Origin of the sequence: Cellulomonas algicola (genome assembly GCF_003851725.1) — a bacterium.
Taxonomy (GTDB): domain Bacteria; phylum Actinomycetota; class Actinomycetes; order Actinomycetales; family Cellulomonadaceae; genus Cellulomonas; species Cellulomonas algicola.
Genome location: NZ_BHYL01000367.1, coordinates 1 through 4,336, shown reverse-complemented (window position 1 = coordinate 4,336; position 4,336 = coordinate 1). Strand labels below are relative to the sequence as shown.

3 protein-coding genes are annotated in these 4,336 nt (G+C 74.0%); 2 read left to right on the top strand and 1 reads right to left on the bottom strand.

Annotated elements, in window-relative coordinates; all coding sequences use genetic code 11:
• The coding region (locus CTKZ_RS19185; protein ID WP_210766401.1) for an 8-oxoguanine DNA glycosylase OGG fold protein at window positions 1–380 on the top strand (380 nt) is incomplete at its 5' end.
• 40 nt (window positions 381–420) lie between these two features.
• Here CTKZ_RS19185 and CTKZ_RS19180 read toward each other — a convergent pair.
• Window positions 421–1,008 carry a DinB family protein gene (locus CTKZ_RS19180; RefSeq protein WP_124344417.1) on the bottom strand — a complete coding sequence of 196 codons (588 nt, stop codon included), beginning with the start codon at window positions 1,006–1,008 and terminating at the stop codon, window positions 421–423.
• A gap of 144 nt (window positions 1,009–1,152) precedes the next feature.
• Between CTKZ_RS19180 and CTKZ_RS19175 the strand changes: the two genes are divergently transcribed.
• Window positions 1,153–4,281 carry an efflux RND transporter permease subunit gene (locus tag CTKZ_RS19175; RefSeq protein WP_124344416.1) on the top strand — a complete coding sequence of 1,043 codons (3,129 nt, stop codon included), beginning with the start codon at window positions 1,153–1,155 and terminating at the stop codon, window positions 4,279–4,281.
• Window positions 4,282–4,336 lie beyond the last annotated feature (55 nt).

Below are 4,336 nucleotides of genomic sequence, written 5' to 3'. Positions count from 1 at the left end.
CCGCGACGGGGTCCGCGGTGCGCTCGACGCCCGCCGGGCACGGCGGCGTGGCGGGTGACGCCGCCCGGTCGGCGCACCGGCGGATCGTGGAGCACCGGCTGCACGGGCTCGCGCCGGCGGGCCTGACGGCGTGGCTGCACTTCGCGTCGGCGCGCCGCGACCCCTACGCACCGCACGCGGTGCCCGTGCTCGACGACGACGTCCGGGGGTGGCTCGGGCGGGACGCGGACCTGCCGCTGCGCGACGGTCACCCCGACGACTACGGGCGGTACGTCGACCGGCTCGTCACGTGGGGCCGTCCGTTCGGGAGGACGCCCGTGCAGGTCGAGTCGTCGGTCCGGACGCTCGTCGCCTCGGCGGGCACCGGCTCCGACTCCTGACCGGCCGCCCGACCGCGACCCGCGGCGTCGCGCCCGGCCGTCAGCGACCCGCGGCGTCCGCGATGCGCTCGAGCTCCGCGACGTAGGCCGCCCACTCGTCGGCCGTCATCCCGGGCAGGTTGCTGTTGTCGACGCGCAGCCCCGCGGCCCCGTCCGCCTGCTCGCGCAGGATGTCCGCGTGCCCGGCGTGCCTGCTCAGGTCGCTCGTCACGTGCACGACGACCTCCCGCAGCGACACCGGGTTGCGGTGCTCGGGCCACCATGCGACGCGCCCCGGGGTGTCGAGCGGTGCGTTCAGGACCAGCTCGTCGGCGAAGGCCCACACGCGGCGGTACAGGCCGACGATCTCGTCGACCGGCTCGTCGGCCGTGGCGTACATGTCGAGGTTGGGCGTCGTCTCGTCGAGGTACCAGGCCAGCTCGGCCAGGCCCGGGAAGTCGCGGTCGAACGTCTCGCCGAAGTACCCGAGCTCGACGCCCGCGGCGTGCTTGACGAGGCCGAGCAGGTTGGTGCCCGTCGGGGTGCGCGGCAGGCGCACCGCGCGCTCGTCGAGCCCGTCGAGCTTCCAGACGAGGGCGTCGCGGGCGCTCTGGAGGTACCGGTGCAGCACCGCGCGGTCGTCGTCCACGTGCCCAGGCTGGTGGGTGCCGCAGGTCACGGCAACTCGTCGCGGGTGTCGTTCGTTGGGGAGGCGGGTCGCGCCTAGGGTGCGGACCAGATCCCGCGCGCCGCCGTCCCCGGCGCGTGCCCGCACGACCCGGGAGGAAGCCCCGTGGACCGTCTGGCCAGGCTGTCGCTCGCGAACCGCGCGGTCGTCGCGCTGATGACCGTCGCCGTCGCGGTGTTCGGGGTGGTGAGCCTCGGGTCGCTGCGTCAGGAGCTCATCCCGTCGCTGCAGATCCCGACCGCCGTCGTGCTCGGCGTGTACCCGGGGTCGGCGCCGCAGATCGTCGAGGACCAGGTCACCGTGCCGGTCGAGACGGCGGCGAAGGGCGTCGACAAGGTCGAGGAGGTCACGTCGACGTCGTCGACCGGGCTGTCCGTCACGACCGTCGAGTTCACCTACGGCACCGACATGGACCTCGCGAGCCAGCAGCTCGCGAGCGCCGTCAACCGCATCCAGCGCCAGCTCCCGTCGGTCGTCGAGCCGCAGGTCGTGACCGGGTCGATCGACGACCTGCCGGTCATCCAGCTCGCGGTGTCGGGCGGGTCGTCGCAGGACGACCTCGCGGCGTTCGTGACGGACGTCCTGCAGCCGCGGCTCGAGCAGGTCGCCGACGTGCGCAGCGTCGGGGTGTCCGGCATCGCGGACCAGGAGGTGCTCGTCGACCTCGACGTCGCGGCGATGGCGGCCGCAGGACTCTCGCCGGCCCAGGTGACGACCGTGCTGCAGGACAACGGCGTGGTGATCCCCGCGGGGACGGTCGCGGACGGCGACACCGAGCTGAGCGTGCAGATCGGCTCGCCGATCACGAGCGTCGAGGACCTGGCCGCGGTCCCGCTGAGCAGCCCGACGGGCGACGTCGTCGCGCTCGGCGACGTCGCGACCGTCGAGGCCGGGCCGGCCGCGCCGACGTCGTACTCGCGCCTCGACGGTGCCCCCTCGCTGGGTGTCGCGGTCACGAAGACGCCCGCGGGCAACACGGTCGAGGTGTCGCACGCGGTGCAGGGTGTGCTCGACGACCTCGCGGAGCAGCTCGACGCCGACGGCGTGCGGGTCGCGGTCGTGTTCGACCAGGCGCCGTTCATCGAGGAGTCCATCGAGGGGCTCGCGACCGAGGGCCTGCTCGGCCTGCTGTTCGCGGTGATCGTGATCCTGCTGTTCCTCGCGTCGCTCCGCTCGACGCTCGTGTCGGCGATCTCGATCCCGCTGTCCCTGCTCGTCACGTTCGTCGTCATGAACGTCACGGGCTACACGCTCAACATCCTCACCCTCGGCGCGATGACGATCGCGATCGGACGCGTCGTCGACGACTCGATCGTCGTCATCGAGAACATCAAACGACACCTCTCCTACGGGGAGGGCAAGCGCGAGGCGATCCTCACGGCGGTGCGCGAGGTCGGCGGCGCGATCACCGCCTCCACGGTGTCGACGGTCGCGGTCTTCCTGCCGATCGCGCTGGTCGGCGGCATGGTCGGCGAGCTGTTCCGGCCGTTCGCGCTCACCGTCGCGATCGCGATGGGCGCGTCGCTGCTCGTCGCGCTGAGCATCGTCCCGGTGCTCGCGTACTGGTTCATCAAGGCCCCGACGGGGAGCGTCGCCGACGCCGCCGAGGTCCGGGCGCGCGCCGAGGAGAAGGAGCGCCGCGGCGTCTGGCAGCGCGCCTACGTCCCGACGCTCGCCGCGTCGCTGCGCCACCCGGTGATCACGCTGCTGGTCGCGGTCGCCGTCCTCGGCGGCACGCTCGCGCTGGTCCCGCGCCTGGAGACGAACTTCATCGGCGACTCCGGGCAGGACACGCTGACCGTCACGCAGTCGTTCGAGCCCGGCACGACGCTCGCCGCGCAGGACGAGGCGGCGCGCGAGGTCGAGGGCGCGCTGCTCGCGCTCGACGACGTCGAGACCGTCCAGACGACCGTCGGCACCGCGGACGCCGCGATGGCTGCGTTCTTCGGCGGGGGAGCGACCCCGCAGGCGACGTTCGCGGTGACCCTCGACGCCGACGCCGACGGCGTGGCCGCGCAGGAGTCCGTCCGCGAGGCCGTCGACGGGCTCTCGGAGGCGCCGTCGACGGGCATCACGGTCGCGGGCGGCGACTCCGGGTTCGGCAGCAGCACGGTCGACCTGGTCGTGCGGGCGACCGGCACCGACGTCCTCGCCGCCGCGGCCGCGCAGGTCGAGGACGCCGTGCGTGACGTCGACGGCGTCGCCGAGGTGACCAACAACCTCGCGAGCGACCAGCGCATCGTGCAGGTCGTCGTCGACCGCGACGCCGCCGCGGCGGTGGGTCTCACCGAGACGGCCGTCTCCGGCACGGTGGCCTCGCTCATGGCGCCGAGCCCCATCGGCACGGTGAACCTGGGGGACGGCCCGGTCGGTGTCGAGGTGGCCGTCGGCGACGCACCCACGACGGTCGCGGAGGTCGAGGGGCTCGTCGTGCCGACCGCAGCCGGGCCGGTCCCGCTCACGCAGGTCGCGAGCGTGCAGGCGGTGGAGGTCCCGACGTCGGTCACGCGCGTCGACGGCGAGCGCAGCGCGACCGTCTCGGTCAAGCCGTCCGGCCAGGACGTCGGCGCCCTCACGGCGGCGCTGACCACCGAGGTCGACGGCCTGGACCTGCCGCCGGGTGCGACCGTCGAGGTCGGTGGTGTCGCCGCCGACCAGGCCGACGCGTTCGCCGACCTGGGCCTCGCGATGCTCGTCGCGATCGCGATCGTCTACCTCGTCATGGTCGCGACGTTCCGCAGCCTCGTGCAGCCGCTGATCCTGCTGGTGTCGGTGCCGTTCGCCGCGACGGGCGCGCTGATCGCGCTGCTCGTGACGTCGACGCCGCTGGGCGTGCCGGCGCTCATCGGCCTGCTCATGCTCATCGGCATCGTCGTGTCGAACGCGATCGTGCTCATCGACCTCATCAACCAGTACCGCGAGCGGGGCCGTCCGCTGGCGGACGCCGTCGCGGAGGGGGCGCGCAAGCGTCTGCGGCCCATCGTCATGACGGCCGCGGCGACGATCTTCGCGCTCACGCCCATGGCGGTCGGGATCACGGGCGGGGGCTCGTTCATCTCGCAGCCGCTCGCGCTCGTCGTCATCGGCGGCCTCGTGAGCTCGACGCTGCTCACGCTCGTGGTGGTCCCGGTGCTCTACACGCTGTTCGAGCGGCGGGGCGAGCGGCGCCGGCTGCGGCGTGAGGCCGCGGAGGCGGACGCGACCGAGTCGAGCAGCGCGCCGGCGACGGCCTGACGGGAGCGTGCGGGCGGGGCGGGGGCGGCTCGACGGGCGCCGGCCCCGCCCGCAC